Annotated in this window: 16 protein-coding genes and 3 pseudogenes; 12 read left to right on the top strand and 7 right to left on the bottom strand. The window is 33.6% G+C overall.

The window, feature by feature from the left end:
* Nucleotides 1-34 precede the first annotated feature (34 nt).
* The 8 genes and pseudogenes from KQI21_RS03475 (at nucleotide 35) to KQI21_RS17030 (ending at nucleotide 18,438) form a co-directional block, all read left to right on the top strand.
* The gene (locus KQI21_RS03475; RefSeq protein WP_216482631.1) at nucleotides 35-3,916 is read left to right on the top strand and encodes a condensation domain-containing protein; all 3,882 of its coding nucleotides are present in this window, start codon (nucleotides 35-37) and stop codon (nucleotides 3,914-3,916) included.
* Between the two features lie 22 nt (nucleotides 3,917-3,938).
* On the top strand, nucleotides 3,939-5,264 hold the full coding sequence (locus KQI21_RS03480) for an MFS transporter (RefSeq protein ID WP_216482632.1): 1,326 nt from the start codon (nucleotides 3,939-3,941) through the stop codon (nucleotides 5,262-5,264).
* 47 nt (nucleotides 5,265-5,311) lie between these two features.
* Nucleotides 5,312-14,059, top strand: a complete 8,748-nt coding sequence (locus tag KQI21_RS03485; RefSeq protein ID WP_216482633.1) for a non-ribosomal peptide synthetase — start codon at nucleotides 5,312-5,314, stop codon at nucleotides 14,057-14,059.
* Between the two features lie 80 nt (nucleotides 14,060-14,139).
* Entirely contained in the window at nucleotides 14,140-15,153 is a 1,014-nt protein-coding gene (locus tag KQI21_RS03490) for a cysteine peptidase family C39 domain-containing protein (RefSeq protein ID WP_216482634.1), read from the top strand.
* An 11-nt stretch (nucleotides 15,154-15,164) separates the two neighbouring features.
* Complete coding sequence (locus tag KQI21_RS03495; RefSeq protein WP_216482635.1) at nucleotides 15,165-15,413, top strand: acyl carrier protein; 249 nt, start codon at nucleotides 15,165-15,167, stop codon at nucleotides 15,411-15,413.
* A 13-nt stretch (nucleotides 15,414-15,426) separates the two neighbouring features.
* Nucleotides 15,427-16,125 (top strand): 4'-phosphopantetheinyl transferase family protein, encoded by a 699-nt coding sequence (locus tag KQI21_RS03500; protein WP_216482636.1) that lies wholly within the window; start codon nucleotides 15,427-15,429, stop codon nucleotides 16,123-16,125.
* A gap of 217 nt (nucleotides 16,126-16,342) precedes the next feature.
* Nucleotides 16,343-16,534, top strand: coding sequence for a hypothetical protein (locus KQI21_RS03505; RefSeq protein WP_216482637.1), 192 nt, complete (start codon nucleotides 16,343-16,345; stop codon nucleotides 16,532-16,534).
* A 703-nt stretch (nucleotides 16,535-17,237) separates the two neighbouring features.
* Nucleotides 17,238-18,438: pseudogene (locus tag KQI21_RS17030) on the top strand (IS110 family RNA-guided transposase).
* 387 nt (nucleotides 18,439-18,825) lie between these two features.
* Here the strand turns inward: KQI21_RS17030 and KQI21_RS16345 are convergent.
* The 5 genes and pseudogenes from KQI21_RS16345 to tnpA form a co-directional block, all read right to left on the bottom strand.
* Nucleotides 18,826-19,278 carry an IS66 family transposase gene (locus KQI21_RS16345; protein ID WP_309245496.1) on the bottom strand — a complete coding sequence of 151 codons (453 nt, stop codon included), beginning with the start codon at nucleotides 19,276-19,278 and terminating at the stop codon, nucleotides 18,826-18,828.
* Nucleotides 19,256-20,361, bottom strand: a pseudogene (gene tnpC / locus KQI21_RS16355) (IS66 family transposase). Before tnpC ends, KQI21_RS16345 begins: the two are co-directional and overlap by 23 nt.
* A 145-nt stretch (nucleotides 20,362-20,506) precedes the next feature.
* Nucleotides 20,507-20,772, bottom strand: a pseudogene (gene tnpB / locus KQI21_RS16665) (IS66 family insertion sequence element accessory protein TnpB).
* Entirely contained in the window at nucleotides 20,766-20,909 is a 144-nt protein-coding gene (locus KQI21_RS17035) for a hypothetical protein (RefSeq protein ID WP_444972189.1), read from the bottom strand. Before KQI21_RS17035 ends, tnpB begins: the two are co-directional and overlap by 7 nt.
* Before the next feature lie 23 nt (nucleotides 20,910-20,932).
* Nucleotides 20,933-21,103: an IS66 family insertion sequence element accessory protein TnpA gene (gene tnpA, locus KQI21_RS17040; protein WP_444972190.1), complete on the bottom strand. Its 171-nt coding sequence runs from the start codon at nucleotides 21,101-21,103 to the stop codon at nucleotides 20,933-20,935.
* Nucleotides 21,104-21,337: 234 nt separating this feature from the next.
* On the opposite strand from tnpA, the gene phoU reads away from it, so the two are divergent.
* Complete coding sequence (gene phoU, locus KQI21_RS03535) at nucleotides 21,338-21,994, top strand: phosphate signaling complex protein PhoU (protein ID WP_216482641.1); 657 nt, start codon at nucleotides 21,338-21,340, stop codon at nucleotides 21,992-21,994.
* 38 nt (nucleotides 21,995-22,032) lie between these two features.
* On the opposite strand, the gene KQI21_RS03540 is transcribed toward phoU, so the two are convergent.
* Both KQI21_RS03540 and KQI21_RS03545 read right to left on the bottom strand, forming a co-directional pair.
* Nucleotides 22,033-22,608 carry a hypothetical protein gene (locus tag KQI21_RS03540; RefSeq protein WP_216482642.1) on the bottom strand — a complete coding sequence of 192 codons (576 nt, stop codon included), beginning with the start codon at nucleotides 22,606-22,608 and terminating at the stop codon, nucleotides 22,033-22,035.
* 18 nt (nucleotides 22,609-22,626) lie between these two features.
* Nucleotides 22,627-22,842, bottom strand: coding sequence for a hypothetical protein (locus KQI21_RS03545; RefSeq protein ID WP_216482643.1), 216 nt, complete (start codon nucleotides 22,840-22,842; stop codon nucleotides 22,627-22,629).
* Nucleotides 22,843-23,435: 593 nt separating this feature from the next.
* Between KQI21_RS03545 and rpmG the strand changes: the two genes are divergently transcribed.
* From rpmG to yqgO, 3 genes are all read left to right on the top strand, one after another.
* Entirely contained in the window at nucleotides 23,436-23,585 is a 150-nt protein-coding gene (gene rpmG / locus KQI21_RS03550) for a 50S ribosomal protein L33 (RefSeq protein WP_050353076.1), read from the top strand.
* A 491-nt stretch (nucleotides 23,586-24,076) separates the two neighbouring features.
* A complete protein-coding gene (locus KQI21_RS03555; RefSeq protein ID WP_216482644.1) occupies nucleotides 24,077-24,631 on the top strand; it encodes a 5-formyltetrahydrofolate cyclo-ligase in 555 nt (184 codons plus the stop codon).
* Nucleotides 24,632-24,914: 283 nt separating this feature from the next.
* Nucleotides 24,915-25,094 (top strand): protein YqgO, encoded by a 180-nt coding sequence (yqgO, locus tag KQI21_RS03560; protein ID WP_216482645.1) that lies wholly within the window; start codon nucleotides 24,915-24,917, stop codon nucleotides 25,092-25,094.
* Nucleotides 25,095-25,213: the final 119 nt, after the last annotated feature.

Consider the following 25,213-nt stretch of genomic DNA (forward strand, 5'->3'; position numbering starts at 1 on the left):
TATTTGTAAACAGTTGATAACTGGGGGGAGTAATATGCAATTTCATAATCAAATGATTGAAGAAGAGGATATAGCTGTAATAGGAATGTCAGGGAGATTTCCGGACGCAAACAATTTAGAAGAATTTTGGACTAATCTAATAAACGGTAAACATTCCATAAAAAAATTACCAGAAGATCGAATTCATGAATTAAAACTGATGTTTGGGAATAAAACAGTTAATGATTTTATAAATGAAGGATACTTAGATAATATTCTTCAATTTGAACCCGAAATTTTTAATATTAGTCGTGAAGAAGCAAAGTATATTGATCCACAACAACGGCTATTACTTGAATTAGTGGAAGAAACAATCTTGGATGCAGGATATAATCCCGGTCAGTTACCTACTAAAAGTGTTGGGGTATTCATTGCTGAAAATGAAAATCAATATTCAAGCATATTTCAGGACTCGACTGCTTTTAGCAATGTTAATAATGTGAATGCTTCTAATGCTGGAAGGGTTGCTTATACATTTGATTTTCATGGACCTGTCTTATCAATTGGAACAGCATGCTCATCCTCATTGGTAGCAGTTCATATTGCATGTCAAAATATACTCTTGCGTGAAATTGAATATGCCATTGTAGGTGGGGTTCGAATGATGTTCTTACCACCTAGAGAAGGCCAGGTAAAGGATAACCCCCTAGTCTCCGAAAGTAGATTAGTACGTGCATTTGATGCAAATGCTGATGGAACTATAGGCGGTGAGGGGGGAGGAGTACTCCTTCTGAAACAAGCAAAAGAGGCACTGAAGGACGGTGATGTTATCCATGCCATTATTAAAGGAAGCGCTGTTAATAATGATGGTTTTCGTTCTAATGGTATGAATGCCCCAAGTGAGGATGGTCAGGCTGAGGTTATCTCTAAGGCTTTTGAGAAATCAAGAATAGAACCTTTATCTATCTCCTACATAGAAACACATGGCACTGGAACTAAAATTGGTGACCCTATTGAGATTGCAGGTATCTCACAAAGTTTAAAAAAATTGGGATATGCTAATCAATCTATTCCAATCGGTTCCTTAAAATCAAATATAGGCCATTTGGATGTAGCTTCAGGTATAGCTAGCATGATCAAAACAATCTTAATCTTAAAAGAAGGTAAAATACCTGCATCTATAAATTATAAAAAAGCAAACCCGCTTATCGATTTTGAAAAATCACCTGTTTATGTTAATACTCAACTTAGAGATTGGAATTTGGTTGAACCTAAGAGAGCTGGTGTTTCATCATTAAGTTTTATTGGTACGAATGCTCATATTATTCTTGAAAATGTCCCGAAAAGAAGGAGTCAGGTAGATGATAAACCGTCTAAAGAGAAACTGGAACTCCTTGTATTCTCGGCCAGAACGAAAAAGTCATTAACAGAGAATATGTTGAAGTTAAAACATTACATACAGAGAAACTCTGATATCAACATAAGCGATATTGCTTATACCTTAAACGCTGGAAGGAGAACTTTTGACTATAAGGTCATATTATCAGCTTGTTCAACTAAAGATTTACTTGATAAGCTTAATAGAAACGAATACAAAATCATAAATGTCAATAATAAGATAGAGCTTTCGCCGATATTTGTTATTCCTGACTTTTTAACGGATGAATTTACTATCCCAATCCCAATGGAAGATGAGCGTGTCGGAAAATATCTTCAAGAGCTTTATCAAGAATGGGGAGATACAGACAATATACCTGCTCATATTTTTGCTTGTCTGGCTTATTTCTCCTATTTTAATGATATATTACAGCGCTATGGTGTAAAACCAAAGACTTATTTGGGTTTCGGAAGTGGATACCATCTAGCGGAACTATTTAATGGAGAAATTTCATTACAAGAATGTATTCATAAAATAGTAGATTATATTCCTATAAATAAACAATTGGAAACCAATCGGTTGAAAGAACTCTATCAATCTATCATTGATTATGGTGTGAATTTGTTTGTTTTTATAAATCCATCTCGGAAGTTAGAACTAGAGAGTTCAAGGCTTTTATCGAGTATGGATAATATATCCATGTGGTCTGTAGAAGAAAACGACGGGCACTTTTATGATGGCTTAAAAAGCTTGGTAAAACAGGGGTTAGTGATAAATTGGGGCAAAGTATATAAAGGACAAAATAGACTTCGACTAAGTTTACCAACTTATCATTTTGACAGAAAACCGTATTACTTAAGTAAAACGATAAATAATACGAACAATAATACTTGGTTTGTAGACACACTGGAAGAAGAAAGGGTAATTAATAATGAAAAAGAAATTAAAGAAAGAATCACAAACTTAATTAGTAATATAAGCTTAGACAAAGAATTAAATTTAAATAGTAACTTGCTTGATGCTGGAATTAATTCTATTATGATAATCCATTTTATAGGAAAAGTAAAAGATGAATATGGGGTTAATATTCCTATTGAGCTATTTTTTGAAGAGAAAACAGTTAATGAGCTAATAAAGAGTATAGTAGGTATTATTCTTAATACATCCACTCAAGAAGAGATCACAATTATGGGTAAAAATGATAACCAGAATTACGTTGCCTCCTCTTCCCAACAAAGGCTATTTATATTACAAGATATGATAGAGAATAATACAAGTTATAACATGAGCTTTGCCATGTCTTTGGACGGGGAAATTGATAAGAATTTATTTCAAAAAGTAATGAGAGAACTAGTTGATAGACATGAATCACTAAGAACTTCTTTTGAAATAGGTAAGGAAGAACAATTGATTCAGAAAGTTCATCACCACGTAGATCTTGATATCAAATATGTGAAGCTGGAAAAAGGAAAGAATGTAAATAAGTTAATAAATGAAAACATAAAGCCTTTTAATTTGTTCAAACCACCATTGTTTAGAACTATGTTAATTGAAGATCAAGGAACATACCTATGGTTCTTTGACATCCATCATATCATCTCAGACGGTACCTCAATGGAGATTTTTCTTAAAGAATTTATCGATTTATATAACGGAAGAACTCTTAAACCACTACGACTACAATACAAAGATTTTGTAAAATATCAACTAGAATTTTTCAATAGTGACAAGTTTAAAGAAATGGAATTAATATGGTTACATCAGTTCAAAGGTACACTACCAATTCTAGATTTGCCAACAGACTTTGAACGCCCGAAATATTTTAAATTTGAGGGAAATACGATAGAGTTCAACATTAATGAAAGATTAATATCTAGGATAAAGGAAGTTTCAAAGCAAAATGGTGTGACACTATATATGACTTTGTTAGCAGTATATAAGATTTTATTATCGAAGTATGCCAATCAGGAGGATATTATCGTAGGAACTTTTACATCAGGAAGAACGAATGTTGACTTGGAAAAGGTCTTTGGAATGTTGGTAAATACCTTACCAATCAGAACACAACCAATCTCCTATAAGACTTTTACCAACTATTTGCAAGAAGTGAAGAATGTTGTCATTCAAGCTTTAGAAAATCAAGAATACCCTTTTGAAATGTTAATTGAGAAACTGAATATCCCTTGGAATCCTAGTCGAAATCCTTTATTTAGTTCGTCATTCGTTTTACAAAATTCGTTGCACAATTTTAATAGTAGTGAGGTAAAAAGTGAGAAAATAAACCTCTCTCCTTATAGGATTACAACGAGTTCAACACAATTTGATATACAGCTAGAAGCAATAGAAATAAAGGACAGTATTGTTCTAAGACTGCATTACGCTACAAATCTCTTTAAAGAGGAAAAGATGGAACAATTACTACAATATTACGAAAAACTACTAGAATATATTTCGAGTGATTCTAGCATAAGAATAATAGATATGGAAATAGGAACCCAGCGTGATGTGTATCATTTGAGACAGAAACACTTCGAGAATACATTCGAATTTGATATTTAACAGATTTAAGGGAGAGGAAGAAATGAAAGATAACTCAACACTATCACAACACCAACCAGAAATAGATAGTAAAACGAATCGAAGGATTCTTCAAAATATAATATTTCTGCTGGCAGGAAAGTTAGTATCCGATTTTGGATCATTCGTGTATGCATTCGTTATGGGGCTATTTGTTCTGAAAGAAACAGGGTCTGGATTGGGATTCTCAGCAGTTTTAATATTTAATATGATACCGAGGGTGATTCTTGGTCCATTCGCAGGGGTTATTGCTGATAAAATTAATCGAAAGAAAATTATTATTACAACAGATATCCTTAGTGGTTTGTCCTTACTATTACTATATGGAATATCTGTATTCGCTGGCTTCAACATCGTATATATTTATCTATTATCCGCTCTGCTAGCAGTCTACAATACATTTTTTGATGTTTCCTTTAATGCAAGTATTCCAGATCTTGTGAATAGGAAAAGAATAACAAAAGTAAATTCCTATTACGAAAGCATTGTGTCGTTTTCGCAAATAGTATCACCTATAATAGGCGGGGTGATCTTTGGGTTAATTGATATTAAACTTTTCCTTCTTTTTACTGGTATTACATTTTTGATATCCGCGCTATCCGAATCTTTTATCGATTTCAATGTGCTTAGAGAGAAAAAAAATACGGAAAAGGAAACGAAAAAGAAAATTAAAAAACAGTCTGCAGTAGACTTTAGGAGTATGTTTGGCGAAATTAAAGAGGGATTTGGATATATCAAAACACAAAGCGCCATCTTTACTTTATTTATTTTCGCTTTGGGTATTAACTTCTTAATCGCTTTAGGAATTGAGGTTCCAGTACCATTTATCGTTAACGAAGTATTAGAACTAACACCAACACAGTTTGGTATTATATCTGGAGCTTTTCCTGTAGGAATTTTTGTTGGATCGATCGTACTGTCCGCTTTACCGGAATTTAAAAAGAAATACAAACTATTCACTGTAGCACTATTTATTGACTCCATAGGAGTGCTGTTATGTGGAATTCCAGGTATTAATATATTTGGAAATCACTTAAATGATATGTTTTTCTTCTTTTATACTGGATTATATTTCCTACTAGGATTTGTGGTTATTTTTGTGAATGTACCAATTAGGACGATGTTAATGACAACAATAGAGGAGCAATATAGGGGAAGGGTTTTCGGAGTAATTAGAAGTTTATCATCGGTTATTACGCCTGCAGGATTGTTATTATCTGGATTACTCATCGAATATGTTCCAGCCTTCATAATTCCAATGTTTGCAGGAGTTGTCCAAGTATTAATGATAGTGTTATTTTCATCCAATAAAGCAATACGCACACTTTGATTGGGAGCTTGTTACATGAATACTGCGAAAGTGTAGGAGGTATATTAATGGAAAAGTATAATAACTTATTGTTATCTTCCAAAAGTTATATCATGCAACGTGATTATTGGCTAGAGAAGATAGAAAAGGCTAATACTGATTCCATCTTTCATAAACCTTCCATTAACTTAAACGATCAAAATAAAACGAAATCAATTCAAAAGGCAATACCTGTCCACATTAGTGAGAAATTGATAGAAATAAGTAAGAACTCTGAATTATCTTTATACTGCATACTTCTAGTAAGCTTCAATGTATTGATTTATAAGGAAACTGGAAGAATGGACAATACAGTTTTAATTCCATTATTAAAGGAATCGATAACTACAAATGATCGAGTGCTGATCCAAAGTGAGTTTTTACCAAATAACACGTTTAAGGAGTTACTTTTTCAAACAAGAGAAAATCTGATAACTGCTTATAATAACGCTGACTATCCCTTTGAAGAAATTATTAAAGAGCTAAATCATAGAGGTTTCCATCATTATGCTAATTTACTCGGAATAATGTTTGCATCTCGTGATATTCATAAAGAAATACATGTAGACAAAAATACCAATCTAATCATATGGAGTAAGAAAGTAAAAAAAGATATTCAGCTTATTATTGAATATTCGGAGAGTAATTATAGCAATTCCCAAATAGACAATCTTATATCAAATTATTTAAGTATTATAGAAACGTTATTAAACAAACCCGAAGTAAAACTAGCAGATCTAAAAACGGTAGGGCATAACGAGAGCAAGTTTATTTTTGAACAATTTAATAATACAAAGAATTGGTATCCTCAAAATAAAAGTGTAGTGGATATTTTTGAGGAGAAGGTATTGCAAAACCCAAATAAAATTGCTGTAGAGGATAATGGAAGAAGCATAACATACGTAGAATTAAATCGCCGAGCGAATCAGTTGGCAAGACGATTAAGACAAAAAGGTATAGGTGTGGAAGAGATAGTGGGTGTTATGTTACCACGCTCTATTGAGTTAATTATTAGTTTATTAGGTATTTGGAAAACAGGTGCTGCTTATTTGCCGTTGGATCCTTCAAATCCAACGTATAGAAATAACCATATTATCCATGAGAGTAATACTAGTTTTGTCATTACTACTAATCCATTTAAAAGTGACATAGATTTTACAGGAGAAACGATAGATATTAATGATAAACTTCTAAGTGAATTAGAATACGGTAACTTGGAAAGAGAATATCATCCATCTCAACTTGCATATGTGATATATACATCTGGTACAACAGGTCAACCAAAAGGGGTGATGATTGAACAAGGTTCGGTTGTTAACCTATTATATTGGTTTTCTATAAAGTTTCCAATGGATGAAGAAGACATATTATTACAAAGAACATCTATAGCATTTGATGCATCTGTTTGGGAATTGTTTGGATGGATATTTTCTGGTTCAACATTATCTTTACTAGATCCACTGCATGAAAAAAATGTCGAAAAAATAATTGAAAAAATCGACGAAGGTCGAATAACCATTGCGCAGTTTGTCCCTAGTTTATTAAGGAGTGTTATTTATTTTGTTCAAGAACACAATGAAATAGACAAACTCTCTAGTCTAAAACAGGTTTTTGTTGGTGGGGAATCTTTACCAATAAATACGGTAAATGAATTTAATCAAATACTTAATAAAAAATTCGGCACAAAGTTATGTAATGTATATGGACCTACAGAAGCTACTGTAGATGTTTCCTTTTATGAATGCAATCATACGCTAGAGAGTGATAGAAGCGTACCGATTGGAAAGCCAATCAATAACGCTCAAATGTATATTCTAAATGATGATTTAAGGTTGCTGGAAATTGGTTCAGTAGGAGAACTTTATATTGGTGGAGATTCATTGGCAAGAGGATATTTAAATAATCCAGATTTAACAAGATTAAAATTCATAAAAAGCCCCTTTGTCGATGGCGAATATTTGTATAAGACTGGTGATTTAGCTAAGTTGCTTCCGAATGGGAATATAGAATTTATAGGTAGAAAAGACCAGCAGGTTAAAGTAAGAGGTTATCGGATAGAGATAGGTGAGGTAGAGCATTGGCTCCATTCCCTTGAGGATATTAAAGAAGCAGTTGTATTAACAAGAGACAGTGGTGAATTATGTGGGTTCATTACTGCAACACGCAAAATTCCAACGAATGAGATTAAATATTTTCTATTGCAATACTTACCTAACTATATGGTTCCAGCGGAATTCATTCAGCTAGAACAGCTTCCATTAACTTGGAATGGTAAAATTGATAAGAAAAAATTACTGAGTTTAGAATACCAACTTCATTCTGACGTCCCGGTCGTTAAGCCGAATAATAATGTTGAATCCGAGATTATCAACGTTTTTGAAAAAGTGTTAAATATGAAACCTATTAGTACGGAAAGTGATTTTTTTGATTTAGGTGGAAACTCTTTAAAGGCTGCTACTGTTGTTGCAAGGTTATATAAAACGTTTAATGTTCGAATTCCGATGTATGACTTTTTTGAGAATCCAACCGCTAAAAAGTTAGGGCAGTTAATTATGTACGCTAAAAAGCATAATTATCAACCAATTAAAAGGGTTCAGAAAAGAGAATATTACCCTACCACTTCTGCTCAGAAGCGTATATATATTCTCAATCAAGTAGGAGATCATTCTGTTAATTATAATATGCCTGAAGTCTTATTGCTTAAAGGTAATGTTAATGTTAAGAAAGTAGACGAGATATTTAATCAATTAGTACAGAGACACGAGTCATTCCGTACATCGTTTCATATTCTTCATGATGAAATTGTTCAACTCATCCATGAAAATGTAGATTTTAAGGTAGATTATCTAGAGTTGGATAAAGAGTCACTTGAACAAGAAATTGAAAACTTTATAAAACCATTTAATTTAAGGAAGGCTCTATTACTAAGAGTGAAACTAATTAAGTGCTCAAGTAATGAACATTATCTATTCATTGATATGCATCATATTATCTCTGATGGGTATTCAGTAGGTTTATTAGTCAAAGAATTTGAACAGCTCTATCTTGGAAATACATTACCTGACTTAGAACTACAATATAAGGACTTTTCGGTATGGCAAGAAGAACAATTTAATACCGAACAGTTCAAAGAGAAAGAGCGATATTGGCTGAAAATGTTTGAAGGGGAAATACCAGTTCTAGATTTACCGACGGATTTCCCAAGGCCATCCGTCATGAAGTATGAGGGAGACTCCGTTCAAGTTGAATTAGAAAAGAATTTAACCGATAGAATTAAGGAAGTTGCAAGGGAAAATGGTGTAACCCCATACATTGTATTATTGTCAGCATATTTTATATTACTATCTAAATATACTAGGCAGAATGATTTGGTAGTTGCTTATCCTACTGCAGGAAGACCTCATCCTGATCTGGAATACTTAGTAGGTATGTTTGTTAATACAGTTGCTATGAGAATGAATATTAATCATGATGAATCCTTTAAATTGTTCTTAAGTAAAGTGAAGGAAACATCATTTGATATTTATGATAATCAAGACTATCAGTTTGAAATGTTGGTTGAAAAGTTAAAAGTTGAAAGAGATATAAGTAGAAACACCTTATTTGACACCATGTTTGCCATGAGAGACACAGACATAACGGAAATCGTTCTACCAGACTTAAGCATGTCACGATATAGCTTTAAGAATAAAAAAATAAAGTTTGATATTTATATCGAAATGCTTGAAACAGAAAACCATATAATGTTTGAACTATTCTATCGTACTGATTTGTTTAAAGATGAGAGTATAGAAAGATTTATTAAACATTATATTAATATTTTGCATAATATAACGATCAATCAGGAGATAGAACTATCGGATATAGAAATAATAACAAACGAAGAAAAAGAGATGCTAAGGAAATTTAATCAGTCCGAAACAGAGACTCCCAACGCCAATAAAGGTATTGCTACGTTGTTTGAAGAACAGGTTAAAAAGAACCCAGAAAGTTACGCTGTTATTTTTGGCCAAGATAAGATGACGTATAAAGAATTAAACCAGAAGGCAAATGCACTTGCACAATATTTGCAACAGCAAGGTGTCTCCCGGGGAGATTATGTAGGAGTTCTGTTAAACCGATCAATTGATTTAATTGTTGCAGTAGTTGCAATCATTAAATCAGGTGGTGCTTATATACCTATTGATCCATCGTATCCTTATGACAGAATAGAATTCATGCTAAAAAGTAGTAGAACCAACATGCTAATAACAAATGAAGCTTTTGTCAAAAAAATTGAGTACACAGGTGCAATATGTACGATGGATAATGTTAATGTAATCAATACGGGAGATGAAAGACCTAAAATTGTTAATTTACCAAGTGATCCAGCTTATGTAATTTATACCTCAGGTTCCACTGGTGAGCCAAAAGGTGTACTAGTAGAGCAGAAGAATGTCATTAATTTAGTTAATAATCCTAATTATGTGAGATTTGAGCCTGGTGATAGGATCTTGCAAACAGGATCGATTGCTTTTGATGCATCTACCTTTGAAATTTGGGGGGCATTACTGAATGGTTTAACATTATCTATGGTAGAAAAGGATATCATACTGTCTAGTGAGAAGTTAGGTAAAGAGATCATGAATAATGGAATTACCACTATGTTTCTTACTTCACCTCTATTTACCCAACTAGCAGAAGATAATCCATCAATATTCGCTCCTTTGAAATTTCTTTTAATAGGTGGAGATATCTTATCTACAAAACATATTAATATTGTCCGAGATCAATGTAGGGATGTAAATGTCGTACATGTGTATGGACCAACAGAAACGACAACCTTTGCTACTAGTCTATTAATAAATAAAGAATACAACGAAAGTATACCAATAGGAAAACCGATTAACAACACGAATATATATATATTAGATGAATTTGGAAAAACACAACCAGTAGGGGTTCCGGGGGAAATATATATAGGTGGAAAAGGGGTTGCAAGAGGTTATATTAACTCTGAATCCCTAACAGAGGAGAAATTTATCAATATAATGATGGCACCGAATGATCGAGTATATAGAACAGGTGATATTGGAAAATGGTTACCGGATGGTACCATAGAGTTTATTGGACGTACCGATTATATGGTGAAAATTAGAGGATTTAGGGTTGAGATTGGAGAGATAGAAGAAGCTTTGTTCAAGCATGAAGAAATAAAAGAAACAGTTGTAATAGTGAACAACGATTCCTATGGAAATAAGTATCTTTGTGCTTACTATGTATCGGATCAAGAAATACCAGCTAACAAATTAAGGGACTTTATATCTAATAATTTACCGGAATATATGATTCCATCCTATTTCATCTTTATGAACAAATTACCTCTTACAATTAACGGTAAGGTAGACCGAAAACTGCTGCCTGAACCAAAAGACGTTTTAATAAAGAATAAAATCATCGTACAGCCTAGAAATGAAATGCAAAGAAAAATGTCAACCATATGGTCAGAGATACTAGAGTTAGAGCAAGTTGGTATAAATGAAGACTTTTTTGAATTAGGTGGTCATTCGTTAAAGGCGAGTATTTTAATATCAAGAATATCAAAAGAGTTTGCGAAAGAAGTTCCTTTAAAGCAATTATTTATGACACCGACAATAGAGGGGCTTTCCAACTATCTTGAGACTGCTATGAGTAGTACGGACAGTGAAATAATTCCGATAGAAAATCGATTGTACTATCCCGTATCCTATGCCCAAAAAAGGCAATACACGTTACATTTCCTTGCTAAGGATAATATTACCTACAATATACCCGACGTCTATTTGTTAAGTGGGGAAGTAAATTCTTTTAAAATAGAACAAACATTAGAGAAACTAGTAAAAAGACATGATAGCTTAAGAACTTCTTTTCACATGATAGACGGAGAATTAATGCAAAGAATTGAATCTAATATTGATATCGATTTTACGCACCACGTATTAGAAAAGGATAGCATACATTATCACATTAGAGAATTTATAAAACCATTCGATTTAAGTAAAGCGCCACTATTTAGAGTAGAACTCATAGAAGTTGATGGCCAACACTTACTATTATTTGATATGCATCATATTATTGGGGACGGGACATCAATGTCAGTCTTGATGAATGATTTTATTACGATTTATAATGGAGAGTCACTCCAAAATTTAAAGCTACAATATAAGGATTTTGCAAATTGGCAAAACCAACAAATAAAGCTTTCTGACAAAATAAAGAAGCAAGAAAACTATTGGTTATCTTTATATCAAGATGAAATACCGATATTAAATCTCCCAACGGATTATTCAAGACCTAAGATTCTGAGCTATGAGGGTGATAAGCTTACATTTAAACTTGATAAGGAATTGACCTATAAACTAAACCGTTTAGCTACAGTAAATGGTGCAACATTATTTATGGTGCTGCTCTCTGCATATAATATATTCTTATCCAAAATAAGTGGGGATACAGATATAGTAATAGGATCACCAATTGCAGGGAGAAATCACCCAGACGTAGAGAATATAGTAGGGATGTTTGTTAATACACTAGCTTTAAGAAATAAATTGAATCCAAATGATACCTTTCTAAGTTATTTGGATAATGTTAAATCGAATGTACTTGAAGCCTTTGATAACCAGGATTATCCATTTGATTTGCTTGTTCAAAAGGTAGACAAAAGCAGAGATACAAGTAGAAACCCTCTATTTGATAGCATGTTTGTCTTACAAAATATGAAGAAGCCCAATATGTCATCCGAAGGTTTAAGATTACGTTCATATGAATTTGACTTTAAAGTATCTAAAGTTGACCTAGAGTTATTTGGTGAAGAGCGTAATGATGAACTTTGGCTAGGATTTCGCTATCGTACGGTATTATTTAAGCAAGAAACGATAGAAAGAATGTCTGAATACTTCGTTCATATTTTAAGGTCTATTGTAGATAACTCAGAAGAATGTATTAAGAATTTTGGCTTACCGCCTAAGGATTTACAGAACATTGTGTATGGATTTAATCAAACGGAACATCGATTTATGAAAACTAATTCTCTTCAGGAACTGTTTGAATCACAGGTTAAGAAAAAACCAAATGAATTAGCACTGATATTCAGGGATAACGAAATAACATATGGAGAGTTAAATACTAGAGCTAATCAGCTGGCACATTTTCTATTGAAGAATAAGTTGGATCAACCAAAAAGTATTCCAATCATCATGGAAAGAAGCCCAGAAATGATTATTTCTATATTAGCAGTGTTAAAATCAGGATTTGCTTATCTGCCAATCGATTCGGATTTTCCAATCGATAGAATCAACAATACTTTAGATGATAGTGGGGCAGATTTTATCCTGACCAATATCCAATCCATAAGTGAGAATTTAAAACATAAGAAGGTAATAAACGTTATGCAAGATGGCGTGTATGGAAATGAATCAACTGACCCTAAAGTTAAAACGAACCCCAATGATTTAGCCTATATTATATATACTTCCGGAACAACCGGAAAACCAAAGGGAGTTCAAATTACACATAGGAATGTTATCAATTTACTTGAAGGGGTTAAACAAAAAATTGATTTATCCCAAACCAGAAGTGTCCTATGTTTAACATCCATATCGTTTGATATTTTCGTTGTTGAAACAATACTTCCTTTAGTTAATGGTCTAAGAATTGTATTAGCTGATGATAATATCAAGCAAAACCCAAAAGCGATAAGGGAGATCATAAAAGAAAAGCAAATTGATTTATTACAATTTACTCCATCACGTCTAAAGCAGCTGACCAATAGAAAAAGCGAACTAGATTTTCTAAAAGAAGTTAAAAGTATCATTGTAGGTGGAGAGCCATTTAACATGAACTTATACAGTTTAATTCGTCAACATAGTGAAGCAAGAATTTTCAATGGATACGGTCCTTCTGAAACATGTGTATATTCTACTATGGAGGAAATAGACGGTAGTACGGATATATTAATTGGCAGTCCCTTAGCAAATACACAAATATATATACTAAATGAAAACCACCAACCACAACCAATTGGTGTTGTAGGTGAACTATATATTGCTGGTGAAGGAATTGCAAAAGGGTATTTAAATAATTCTACTTTAACAAATGAAAAATTTGTAACAAATCCATTTTCTAATGGAGAAAAGATGTATAAGACAGGTGATTTAGGAAAATGGAAAGAGGACGGCAAAATATTTTTTATAGGAAGAAAAGATAATCAAGTTAAAGTGAGAGGGAATCGCATCGAATTAGGTGAAGTGGAATCACATTTATTAGAGCATCATAGTGTGAAGGAAGCGGTAGTTCTAGTATTTTCGGATGATGACGGTAACAATTATCTAAATGCGTATATCGTATCTGATAGTGAATGGAACGTATCGAATTTGAGAACCTTTTTAAAACAGAAACTACCAAACTATATGATTCCTTCGAACTTTATTCCAGTTCCTGAGATACCATTAACGACTAATGGGAAGATAGACAAAAACCGTTTACCTAAGTTTGAAGAAAAAGTTAAGTTAGATACAATTTTTGAAGAACCTAGAACAGAATTAGAAAAGAAGATACTTGATATATGGAAAAAAGTTTTAGGAAATACACAAATAGGGATAAATGATGATTTCTTTGAGCTAGGTGGACATTCTTTATTAGTGATAAAACTAGAAGTAGAATTGGAAAAAGAAAATATCGATATAGAACATCACGATATCTATACGTTTAACACGGTCAAAAAACTTAGTGAACACATTGAATCAGTTCCTATAAAATAGGACAAGGGTCAAGAGTCTTGTTATTTTTCATACGAGCTCTTGACCGTTCCATACTTATTCATAGAAATGAGGTGACCTTCTTGAAAGAAAAGAAAATAGAAAATATAGATCCTTATAACGATTTATTTTATAAAGGTTGTTTTTATAATTCTTTCTTTCCAATAGTGCGGCATTATAATAAAAATGTTTCTGATTTTCTAGAAAATGACATTATTGTATATACAACCGATAATAGTATACAGACAATAGATGCCGAGTATATTGAGATAAGACCAGTAGAGGAAATCTTAGAACAGATGCACATTATGGTCAAAACGCTAACGTACATTGATTCCATAGTAAATGAAGTTATAGAATCACTACAACATAATAGACCAGTGTTACTATGGATTGATTGTTATTATGAACCAGCAAGGAATGATACATTCCAGAAAATTCACCAGCCACATACAATGCTATTATATGGATTTAATAAAATAAAAGAACAATTCCATATCATCGATCATAAAAATAGTAACACCTTATCCTATGAAAAAAGAACGATTTCTTTTAGCGATTTAGAAAATTGTTATACTGGCTATATCAAGAATTTTAATCATTTATATATTAATAATTCCTACTATGCGTTTTATGTTGAAGAAAATCCCGAAGATACAAATCAAGAATATAAGAGAAATGATGCCTTACTTGATAATATTATGAATAATCGAGAGTTAATTGAAGAGTCTTTAACAAGATTATTAACCTTCTGTCATTCCCATCATAGTGCTTTTGATAATACAGCTTCTTTTTGGGATAATACAGAATTGATATTGAGCAGCATAAACAATATAGTAAATGCCAAAAAAGCAGAACTTTATCGGCTAACCATACTTGAAAATATTCCCGAGGAATTCCAAGGTGGTATGAACAATATACTGCATAATTGGAATTTAGTACGGGGAATCATAGCTAGGGTAATATATTCTGAAAAGTATGGTGTTAACACAATGAAGAATATTACTGAAAAACTCTATGAAATCTATCAGTTAGAAGTTAGTTTTTATCAAAAAATTTTTGAAATGAAGAACTCGTATTTCCAACATTCCTTATAGGGGGTAGTAGTATGTCTGAAAGAATACTAAATAAATTGCTCAAGATATTTAGAGAAGAGTTAGGTGAAAACATTAATGTTGCAAGTATAAAAGGAGAAGATGAAATAAATTCACTAGGAATTAACTCTGTAAGTTTTATAAAAGTATTGGTAGCTATCGAATCAGCCTTTGATTTTGAATTTAACGATGAGGATTTGATATCGGAAAGATTTGTAACAATAAATGATCTAGTGCAGTATATAGAGGAAAACATAGAATAAAAGGTTGATAGAGATGGTTGAAATACACGCTATGAAAATTCCAAGGGAGATTCATGAAGAACAACTAGACGGTTTAATATCTTTTTTGACAACAGAAAAGCAAGTGAAATTAACTAAACTTATTCATAAAAAAGACTTGTACAGATCTTTGCTAGGGGAAATTATCATACGATTTATCATTATGAAGCGATACAATATGCGAAATGATAACATAAAATTTATTTATAATCATTTTGGAAAGCCGGATTTGTATAATCATCCTGATTTTTCGTTTAATATTTCGCACTCTGGAAGCTGGGTTATTTGTGCAATAAATCATCAAGAAATTGGCATTGATATTGAAGAAATAAAACCTCTACCTTATTTGAGTATCGCTTCAAGCTGTTTCGCAAAGGAAGAACTTGAAGATATTAGAATGAGAAATAAAGAGGACCAATTGCGTTATTTTTTTGATTTATGGACTTTAAAGGAAAGTTTTATTAAATTTTACGGTAAAGGGTTAGCTATCCCTTTAAAATCGTTTGTCATTAGAAAGTTATCAGAAAGAAAAATAGAGGTTTACGAAAAAAATAAAAAATTACCGTTAGCTTTTAAACAATATTATATTGATGAACATCATAAGCTTTCCGTTTGTATAAAGGAAGGTGACTTTCCTAGACAAATATGTTTTTGGGATTGCAATCGTTTATATGATGAGATGCAGTTTGAATAAGGAAAAGTTACAAATACCTTGTTTATTATCGGATGTTTGTAATAATTTTGATAAAATTGTTGTTTTTGGAAAAAGTTGGTATATTAATCTTATAATATACTGGTGAGGTAAAACTAATCGATCGATTATTAAATCCAGAGTATTTATCAAGGACTCTTACTATTAGATGCTATAGAATTACAAAATCCGTGTCGATCCCGACCACCGGTATTTATCGTTGTCTATTCCTATGTCTGGTGGTGGTACTCCCATCAAAGGTAAGCATGACTTATTTGCTGTACTAATTGCTATTAAGGTTTTGTTAGGTAAAACCGGTTTTAATAAGATGGTAACAGAATTAAAAGGAGCAGTTCATACCTTATCAAATGAGTTAAATATAATTAGTCTAGGATGCTATACCGCACATTAGTAATTTGAGGATATCCTTGTAGCAGTAAATGTTTTCTTTGAGAAGTTGTTTTAAAAAGCAGCAACAAAGTATAGAAACACAAGCAAATAGATACTCCAATTCTTATAATGAATTGAGCAGAAATCTAAAAATCAAGAAATCAAATAGGTTTTCAGTACATAGCCTGCCAGCGTAATTTTTTTGAATACCCCTTGAATACCCTTTACGAAAAATCCGTTAAAATCCCATGAAATACAAACAGGGAAAAACGTTGTTTAAAGCGGTTTATGAACTTCCATATAATATGGAAGAAACTCGTCTATGAAAGAAAATAAAAAGATTAACGAGTAGAAGCGCAGGCAATTATTTGCTTGTGCTTTTATTCTTTTACACTATAGGAAAGCATTCCTGTAATAAAGCAAAATGAGGATTAAAAACTAAAAACGCCCCCTTGGTATGATACGAGGTGTCTAAAGCTAATTAGCAAAAATGGACCCTTAAATTAACCGAGGAGGACTATCATGAAATATAAACAAAATGAAAAGATTTTACAACTAACAGACAAAACTTGACGTATACAAAATCATTTGTATTCTTTATTATCTCGTATAATTTTGATATAATCTTATTCATAAGAAGGTCTCTCTTTTCATGATGTATTTGCATGGTTAGCATACATCTATCATAGAGTACCTTCTTTCTTTTTTTCTACCATTTTTTCTAAATCATCTCGAGAAATATTTTACACATACACAAAGCTTTAATTATTAGAGTTGACATCGCCAAGCATAAAAAATTTGGAAAACCACTATACTTTGAAAACGCATTGGAGGGCTTCCAAAGGTTCACTTATTGGATAGATGAATGAACCACCCAACATGAAAAATCCCATGTTATTATCGGAATGGATCCAACAGGACATTACTGGCTGCCCTTAGCTTATTGGCTAATGGAAAAGCAACTCAAAGTAGTCGTGTAAATCCGGCACATGTTAAAAAGTCAAAAGAGTTGGATGACAATTCACCAACCAAAAATGATGTAAAAGATGCCACAGTCATTTCACGTTTAATCCAAGGCGGACGCTATCTGAACCCCATCTACCAGAAGGGATCTATGTAGAGCTTCGCGAAGGCATGAATATGTATGACCAATTAATGAAAGACCTGCAGGCAGTACAAGGACGCGTCTATCAGTAGATAGACAGGTATTTTCTAGAATACACTATTGTCTTTGCGAACTGGGAAGTAATCTTCTTTACAAATTTTAAAAATGGGTTTGTTTTCTGATGAAATCATGCAAAAAGATGAAATAGCAATCCTGTCAGAAATCCGTAAGAGGTATTGAAAGAAGTTGCCCGCCATTCCATTGGTATCCAAGAAGGAAAAACCATGGCAAGGCTAAAGATCCAAACATTATTGGATCAGTATACTCTCCTTCATGAAAAGATCAATGACGTGTGGGAAATGATAGAGGGGCTTACGAGCACGATTCCCAGTGTACAGGAAATGGTAGATATTAAAGGCGTAGGTGACATCACAATCGCTGCATTTCTGGCAGAAGTAAAAGATTTAAACAATTATAGTCATCCGGAACAAATTATTAAACTAGCGGGGTTAAATCTAAAATTAGCAACATCAGGAAAATGGCAAGGAAGAACGGTGATTACCAAGAGGTGCCGACCAAAGCTACGCGCCCTGTTGTACAAAGTTATCCTGCCATTAGTCAATCACAATCCTGCATTTAAAGCAATGCATGAGTATTTTACAACAAGGAAAGAAAATCCGTTGAAGAAGAAACAATCATTAATTGCCCTATGTTGTAAGTTAATTCGAGTATTATTCAAAGTAGGTAAACAACAAGTAGCCTTTAGTCCAGAAAAAATGTTAAGTGATATTCCGCATTTTCGCTTACAGTGTGCAGCTTAACTAAACAATAACGAATACTCAGTTTAGATTTTTTAAAGAAGTTCCATTTATACAAATACTACCAACAAAGGAAGCACGGAGCAGCCGGAAAATTTTTATACTATCGGGCAATGACCCTACAGGAAAGCATCGCTGGCCCCACTTCATGGATAGACCGAACGAAGGAATGTATGCGCAAATGACGCTGTGAGATGTGGGAGGTTTTGTCACCATGAGTATTGTGGGATTAAGAGGTGCAATCATAGCAGTATTAATTCCCATTTTTTTCAGAAAGAGAAGGATGGCTTATTAAGTGCACCCTTCTATATTAAAATTTATTCCTATGCTGTCTTAAAGTAAGCGTAAAATAGCCCACACCTATTTTAGATGTGGGCATGTGTTATGGATCTATTTAGATTTAGTTGGAACACGACACTCTTGAGGTAGTGTAGTTGACCATGGCAAGAGTTGAGCTAGTTGTTCTTTATCTGTTGTATCTATATTGGGAAGTTTTTCAAACAAATAGCTGAGATAATGGAATGGATTTAATCCGTTTTCCTTGGCTGTTTTCACCACACTGCTAAAAAGCCAAGCTTTTCTCCCTATCACAAAAGGCTTGATCGACCGTTCTGCACAGTTATTGTCTATCTCCAATCGTCCATCCTTTAAAAATCCTTCTAAACGATCCCATTGTTTAAGACAATAGGTAACAGCTTTACCAAGTTTACTTTTGGGAAGGACAAGTGGCGTTTGTTGTTTTAGCCATGCTGAAAAAGCATCCAGCACAGGCTGACTGCGCTCTAAACGTTTTTGTAACGTTCTTGTGGGCTCAAGCTCTTTAGTTCGCGTTCGATACCAAATAGTTTATACACAAGTCTAAACCTTCTTTTGCTTTTACAGCTGTAGTGGATGAAGATTCAGGAAGCGACTGTAATGCTTCTGTGAATTTACGACGTGCGTGCGCCCAGCAACCAACCAATACTACATTCGGCACCCCATTATAGCCGGGGTAACCGTCTACTGTTAAGTAGCCTTGATACCCTCTAGAAATCGCCGCGGATGTTTGGATGCTCGGGTTTGCTGGTAATCATGCAGAATGATTGGCACATCAGTGTGTTCAGAACGATACAACCACATATACGAATTTGAAGTGGCTTTTCTACCTGGTTCAGACAAAACCTGTATGTTTGTTTCGTCCGCATGTATGGCATCCAGTTCTAATAGGTTGGCATGCATTTCATTGTAAATGAGCTTAAGCCAAGTATGAGCACCGTATACTACCCAATTAGCTAGTGTTTGGCGTGGAATAAAGACTCCAAATCGTTCAAATTGTTTCTCTTGGCGATACAACGGCATCCCTTCGACGTATTTTTGTGCCATGGTATATGCCATAGAAGATGGAGAGGCTAAACTACCTGGAAATACAGGCTCTGGCATTTTAGCTATTTGAATAGGTGTTTTTATTTCATGTTGTTCACAATGGCGACAGCTATAGACGTGCTGTACGTGTTCAACAACTTTCACCTGTGCAGGAATAACCTTCAATTCTTTACGTACTTGGGTGCTCATTTCATGCAATCCACCAGCGCAACACGAATACACCTGTTCCTCAGCAGGTAAACGGTATTCTATCGTTTCCGTAGGCAGGTTTTCTAATTGCTGGCCACGTTGGCCTTTTTGCTTCTTGCGTTTATATGTAATCGTCTCAACAGTAGGCTCTTCATGTGTAGAATCAGAAGTGTCCTCTACCTCGTTGAAAAGAGACAGTTGGTCGGAATTTGTCTTCTCGCTAGAAGAGCCAAATTTTTGTTTTTGAAGCAATCTAAATTGTTCTTCATAACATTGTAATTTTGCTTCTAGCTCTTCCTTTTCCATTTCAAGCTTTTCGTTGAGCTCTTGATAATATTCAATTGAGTTCTTTTTCGTTTGCGCTGTTTTTTCCATAAAATAAGGATACGAAAAAGAATCCGACTTGCCTAGTCGAATTCCCGTATTTGTATATTTCAATTTTTTATAGAATGGTTCGCGCTGTCACTTCGCTGTGTGCCTGTTGCTGGTTCATCGATATTCAATCCAACAACCAGCGAAACTAGCGTGGGCTAATATGCATAGGAGTTGTATCTTTCTCGGATGGCCAGTGAAATGTTCCTTTTTCTAATCGCCGATAATACAACCAAAACCCGTTGACTTCCCATTGCAGTATTTTCAACTTATCAAGAATACGAAAAGGCAAGGAGAAAAAGGGTCTAAATCAAAGCATTCTGTCGCAATGGCAGCAAGGCCATCAATGGATTTGCGCATACCGGTGCTGCCTCGAGCTAAGTACACTTGTTCAAATGGAGCACTCGTTAACATGATTGCTTCTCTAAAACATGAACAATATCCGATAATAAGTTCATATCTGTTCCTGATCGCACTTCAATGGAGGTGGAACCAACATGAATGAATATAGGCTCCTTCTCGTGAGATGGAACAAGTTGACAATCATTCATTTGAACGGTCAGCCATTGTGTTTCTATTGATGTACTTCTGGAAGAATTGTCGTGCTCACGAAATTGTTGCACCCAATAATACATCTGATGCGTTTTAATTCTTGCCCTCGGCACCATTCCGCTATGCTTTGTCCACTTTTCTTCCAGGCATCGTATCGCATTCTCCATTCTATTCGCTTGTCTTTTAGGGTCATTGCATAACCTCCCAATTTGTTTTCTAAGAAGATTATCACATAGATGCCATTAGATTGTTATGTGTATTTTATTTTACGCTTTATAGTATAAGAAAAACTATAGCTTTCGCCATAAAGACTTGGCGATAAGCCAAGTTTTTCTAAAATAATTTACAAAGATTTTACATAATCTCAATGATTCGTACATAGTGTTTTGCTAGAATAATGGTATGTTGGAAGATTAGGAGGGGCAATATGCAGACAAGAGGGCAATTTGACCAAGAGCTTAAAACAATTGACGATGCAATTGTTGAAGTAGCTAACTTGACAGAAAAAGCCTTAGAAAATGCTATGGAATCACTATTTAATCAAGATATTCAATTAGCTGAACAAGTGATTGAAGCCGATAAAGATATTGATAAAAAAGAATTAGAAATAAACGATAAAATCGTATTGCTAATTGCAAAACAAAATCCAGTCGCTACTGATTTACGACGGCTAATCACTGCTTTACAGATCGTTGCTGATTTAGAAAGAATGGCTGATAATGCTAGAAATATTGCGCGTTCAACGATTCGTTTAGGAGAAAGCGAGGCGGCGTTAATTCCTAAACGACTGCATACAATGAAGGATGCATTAATCAATATGCTTCATAAAGCTATCACGGCTTTTACGGAAGAGAATAGCAAATTAGCTAGTCAGCTAGCTGAGATGGATGATTTCGTTGATAAAGAAAATAAGCTAATTCTTAGTGAATTATTAGGAGAGACTGCAACAAATCCGGATAAGATCCAATATATTATGCAGATTTCTTTATGCTCTAGATATTTAGAGCGTTTTGGGGATCATATTACGAATATTGGTGAGAGCATTTTATATTTGATTAAAGGCGAAAACTATAATTTGAATTAAAAATAAGCTAAAAAGCAGCACTTTGTCTGCTTTTTAGCTTATTTTGTAATTGCTTCTGCAATTTCGTATAAGCTCATATCACTTGATACTTTAAATTTACCTAATTGTACTTTTTCACTATAATTATGTTTCTCTAAGTACTTATTAAACTCACTAGCATCATCAATAATGTCATTTTCTTCTAATAGATCGCTTATATCCGAAGAAGGCATTCCTGATTTAATTTTTAATGTATATGTTTTATTTTTCTCTTTATCTTCCTTATCTTTTTCTTTATCCTCTCGATCATTATTCTCTCTCTTGTTGTCAGCTTCTTTTTGTTTATCTTTATTTTTCTCATCGTTCGTTTTTTCTGCTGCTTTCGCTTTTGTCGTTGGCTGTTCTTCTTTCTGAGGAGTCTGAGAATCTGTGGCCCCTTGTTCATCAACAGATAGAGCAATATATTCAGAGTCTGATAAAACGTGATAACCCTTCTCTTCAATTAGTTTCACTAGTTCTTCGTCGGATAGGTTATCTGCAGTTTGAATATTTCCATTGGAAAAAAAATAAAAGCCTAGCATGATAACGCCGGCAGTTAATAAACCAATAGCGAAAACACGTACCGGTTGTTTCATGTTTTCCTCCTCCCTTCATTATCTATTATCAATGCGATTTTCAGTAAAATCTTCTGTTAGCAACTCTTCTTCTAAGATTTTAATCTTCTTTTTGATTTGGTATGTATCTTGCATCGTTGTAATGGAAAATTGTTCTAATTGACTCTCGACTAGCTCAATTCGATCACTCATAAAAAATGATACTGCAAGTAAAACAATTCCCACAACAATAATGGAAATAATTGCATATAACATCTGGTTCCCTCCTTTTACTCATTACTAGTTATAACATAAAATACTATCGAAAAGCCATTACAATTTTGTTATTTTTGCTGAAACAACACGAATTTTCATATTAAATCGATTGCATGATGTCATGATTTGGCAAGAGAGATCTAGAAAAGGTGGATGATGACAACAGGTTTAAACGTAACTTTTACAAACCATTAAAAAGTTAAGTAGCAGTAGCCACATATGTTGAATTATATAAAAAAATGTACTAAAAATCAAAAATAGCATTTACTTGTCCAGCTAAAGTGGCGATATACTTGAGTTATATAGTTTCTTATATTTGTATTTGTAAAATGCTATGGTAATTTTTTAAGAGAAGCTGAAGGTTAATTCTCCTTTTAGAAAAAGGTTCTAATTAATGATTAATAATGATTTCAGACTAAAAATCAAAGCATAGCGTTCATTCATAAATCACTATGATGTATAAGTTTTTGCTGAAAAATAATCTCAGGTTAAGCCTTGATACTTTCGGTAATATTTGATATTATGATTAAGTCTGAAATGAAATTTTCGCTACTACGTGATAAAGGAATTTGATATAGTTTGGAGGGAAGAAAATGCGCGTTAATATTACTTTAGCTTGCACTGAAACAGGAGATCGTAATTATATTACAACTAAAAATAAACGTACAAATCCTGAGCGTCTTGAGCTTATGAAATATAGTCCACGACTAAAAAAACATACTCTACATCGAGAAACAAAATAAGATCTTCTTAATAAAACCTTTATCAAAAAGATAAAGGTTTTATTATTATCATAGTCTTCATTATGGATAACTTTTTGGAAAATAACATCATCTAGCTTAAGTGCTCAATCTGTAGCAAATTTCCCTCTTTTTTCTACGACAACTCAACATGGGCTTGAATCTAAAGGAAGGTCGACTAAAGGTGGGCTTGAGCTCAGGCGTCGACATCCCCCTGTTTTAGAGGCATGTTTTCTTGATCTCGGTTAGAAACTCTCCAGTTTGTACACGTTAAACAAGCACCTGAGCTTTTGTTCTTGCATAAAATTATGTTAAAGTTATATATAGAAAAGTGATAAGTGTAATACTGTTAAAAAATGGATAAGAATAAGGTTCATATTTGGTTTGTTTTTGCACTCTATAAGCATCTAACCATATAGATTCTGCTGCTTGAAATAACATTATACGCCAATTATAGATAACTTCAACCATATGGAAGGGAGGAAGCTAGCTTAGTGACGAAGGAGAAATTACGCTCAACTGGAATTGCTAAGTTAAAAAAATTCAGTGAGGAAGAGAAAAAGGGAACGGAGAAACAGTTACATGCTCATCTCCTTACTTCTCACTTGTGGAAACAAGCAAAAACTGTTGGCATAACCATATCACAAGGTTTTGAATGGGATACAATGAAAATTATTGAAACAGGCTGGGAGCAAGGGAAAACAGTTTGTGTGCCAAAATGTTTTCCAGCTACAAAAGGAATGGATTTTTTTCAAATCGATACATATGAGCAATTAGAAGTTGTTTACTACAATTTGCTTGAACCGAAACCGAGTATGACCAAGCATATCCTACCAGAGCGAATAGATTTGTTATTAGTTCCTGGTATTATCTTTGATCGACAAGGATACAGGATTGGCTTTGGTGGTGGATATTATGACCGTTTTTTAGTAAAGTATAAAAATAAAACGGCATCGATTCTACATAGTTCTCAACTCATTGATACCATCCCAAAGGATCCTTTTGACTTACCTGTTGACTATTTAATTACGGAGCATGGATGGATATAAAAGGAAGGTTTTTAAGTTTTACAATAATTTTATCCCGCATGTAACTGGTAGTAAGACCTCTACCAATGCTACGAGGTGAAATCTAGAAGGATAAGTGGAGGAACCAACTGAAGTCAAATGCTCGATTCTGTCCAGAGGTTTTTAGGTCATACCCTTGTGGTACTAATAATCAGTGGGGGATAAAAGAAAACCCCACTGACCGAATTCACTTTATAATAAATGTATAAAACTTCATGCTTCTGCCATAACTAAGAACACAACTTAGAAAAAAGAGGTGTTCCTATTGCGTATTATAGTTTTAATTGCTGGTATACTAACTACTGCAGCTTTATTATTTAAATGGCGCTATCGAGTAATGAATAATCTTTTGGCGATCGGTTTTTTGCGTAAATTAGCTGTCCTGCTATCAATGAATATGCCGACAGTACGCAGTAAATTAATCCCTTGGATGTTTAAATCATGATAAATGGTGAAGAATTTACATGCCAAACAGATACATGAATATCATCCACTGGAAAAAAGAAGTTGTGGAAAACAACTTCTTTTATCATATATAGCACTTATACTATATATAAAGAGAAA

It is taken from the genome of Virgibacillus proomii, assembly GCF_018916875.1.
Lineage (GTDB): Bacteria > Bacillota > Bacilli > Bacillales > Amphibacillaceae > Virgibacillus > Virgibacillus proomii_B.